Origin of the sequence: Nafulsella turpanensis ZLM-10, assembly GCF_000346615.1 — a bacterium.
In the GTDB taxonomy this organism is placed as follows: domain Bacteria; phylum Bacteroidota; class Bacteroidia; order Cytophagales; family Cyclobacteriaceae; genus Nafulsella; species Nafulsella turpanensis.
In genome coordinates this window covers 1-2,319 of the sequence record NZ_ANNU01000057.1, presented here as the reverse complement: position 1 = coordinate 2,319, position 2,319 = coordinate 1, and the positions used below count along the sequence as shown (strand labels likewise).

Below are 2,319 nucleotides of genomic sequence, written 5' to 3'. Positions count from 1 at the left end.
TAGGCTTCGCCGTAACACCGAAAAAGCCAGTTGACACAGTTGCGTTTACACTCCCTTTTAGTACTGTCTTTGCCTTTATTTTAGAGGTAAATACTTACTCCAACATCCCATGGATACAAACAATTGAAATAAAACAGAGAATTGAAAAAGATCCTTATTATGTTCTATCACTTTCAATACCCTCCTATGCCTTTAATGATACAATCATTTCAAACAACCTACCCATTCCAGACTTTGATGAAACTGGGTTTATTGGAAGAAAAAAAGATGTTGAGGATGTTAAAAAGCTTATCCTTAGCAACAATAGAGTAGTTAGTATCATAGGCGATGGGGGAGTAGGAAAAACCTCATTAATGCTAAAGGTGGCTTATGACATTATTGATTTGAAAGATAAGTGCCCTTTTGACTTAATTATTTGGACCACCGCAAAAACTACCATGTTGACAGCGACTGGTATCCAAGAAATCAATAGTGCATTACGAAGTTCGTACGAGGTTCTCGAAAGTATATCAGGTATCGTAAATTCTGAAAAGCTAAACATTAAAGAACAGATAAGTGAAATATTAGAATATTTTGAAGTTTTTAATGTTCTCTTAATTATTGACAATTTAGAAACGATATTGGATGGAACAATAAAAGATTTCATCAGAGAAGCACAACTACGATGTAAGGTTGCTATTACTTCGAGAATTGGCTTAGGTGAACTTGAATACCGAAGATTGCTTACAGGATTAACGGATGTAGAATCTGTACAATTAGTTAAGCAAATAGCAAGTATTAGAAATAATAATGTGTTTAAGACCCCGTGAAACTGGAGAGGTATTGTAATCGACAAAGGTTAAAAGTTCTCGATAATTTCCTGCTTCATTTAGTTTTTTTTCCTTTTCCAATACCCCCTTTTTCAGTGAGGGGCATTAGAAAAAGAAAAAAAGTATTACCTGTTCTATCTGTCTAAGCGGCGCAGGCTTTTGCCTCCAATAGGTGCTTTTCCCTCAACCATACACGCTCTGGAGTCTGTCTCTTTAGGCTCCCATGCCTTCGTTTGTTGTTGTAATACTGCACATATTCATCAATAAGCTGCTTAGCCTGGGCAAAATTAAAATATTCATATCTCTGGAAGAGTTCGTTTTTCAGGATACCATGATAAGCCTCTACATGCCCGTTTTCCTCAGGGGTCGCTACATGAGTGAACTCCTGGTCCATGCCTACCATTTCCAGGTATTGACGAACATTAGCCGCTATAAACTGGCTGCCGTTATCGCTCCTGATGATGGTTCCCTCAGGTAGTTTCCCCTCATCAATCAGCCTTGCATACAGTTCAATTACTTTATGCTGCTTCATATTCCAGTCGAAGCTGTAAGCCAGCACCTTTCTGGTATGCACATCCAGGAGACTAAGCAGGTAAGCCTGCTTCCCTTTTTCTGGTATCCAGACACACTTGATATCCATCTCCACGTACTCCAAAGGACGTGTTGTTTCTATCTTCCTGAACTGCACATACTTCCGCTTGCTGGGCTTAGGCCGCAGACGAGTAGAAGGACGTAGCAATCTGGCTTCTTTCATCAGGCGATACACCTTCTTATGATTAATGAGATAGCCTGTTTCCCGAAGTTCAGCAGTGATATTGTGGTAGCCCCAATAGTCCTGGAAGGGCTCGGAGAGAATATCCTTTACCCGCTCTACGACTTTGCTGTTATCTACTTTCCCTTGTTCTTTATGGCGTGTAATTGTGCTGGGAATCTGCCCTTTTCTTCCTTCTGTAGGCTTATAGTAATAACTGCTGGAAGAAAGCCCTACATGCCTCATAACCCGCTGTTTGCTCACCTTATAAGCGGCAGAAAGCCTGTCCACTATATTTTCCTTGGATCGTCGGTCCCAAACTTTTTTTTTAGAAGTTCCTTCTGTACTTCCAGAGCCAGGTCTTTGTCCACCAGCAGTTTTTTAAGCCTCCTATTTTCCTCTTCTAATTTCTTATAAATCTGCTCAGAGGAGGATTTATCCTGCTGAAAGCCAGCCTCTCCATGCTGGTCGTAAACCTTCTTCCAGTGATAAAACGTAGCCGTGCTCACCTCATGCTTCCGACAGGCTGAAACCACTCCTTCTTCTTCCGCTGCTTTCAAAATTGCCAGCTTTTCTTTTTTACTCCATTTCTTGTATGACCTGCTCATATTTCCCTAATTTAAAGTTTCTGAATTTCGTTTCAAAAACTCTCCAGTCTTTTAGGGGGCTAAGACATTTCCTATGGTATTGTACAGCCGGGAAAGTTTGTAGAAGAAGGAATTCCTATTGTAAAAGTAAATAATTTAACTGAGGGTAAAC

3 protein-coding genes are annotated in these 2,319 nt (G+C 40.2%); 1 reads left to right on the top strand and 2 read right to left on the bottom strand.

The features are described from left to right. The coding region (locus tag F752_RS24650; protein WP_040664927.1) for an NB-ARC domain-containing protein at positions 1-809 on the top strand (809 nt) is incomplete at its 5' end. A 142-nt stretch (positions 810-951) separates the two neighbouring features. On the opposite strand, the gene F752_RS0119495 is transcribed toward F752_RS24650, so the two are convergent. Continuing rightward, a complete protein-coding gene (locus F752_RS0119495; protein WP_017733428.1) occupies positions 952-1,851 on the bottom strand; it encodes an IS3 family transposase in 900 nt (299 codons plus the stop codon). Further along, positions 1,851-2,168 carry a transposase gene (locus F752_RS0119490; protein WP_017733427.1) on the bottom strand — a complete coding sequence of 106 codons (318 nt, stop codon included), beginning with the start codon at positions 2,166-2,168 and terminating at the stop codon, positions 1,851-1,853. Before F752_RS0119490 ends, F752_RS0119495 begins: the two co-directional genes overlap by 1 nt. Between the last annotated feature and the right edge of the window lie 151 nt (positions 2,169-2,319).

Excerpts from the sequence above, each read along its gene's own strand:
- F752_RS0119490 (WP_017733427.1), bottom strand. The coding sequence starts at position 2,168 with ATGAGCAGGTCATACAAGAAATGGAGTAAAAAAGAAAAGCTGGCAATT.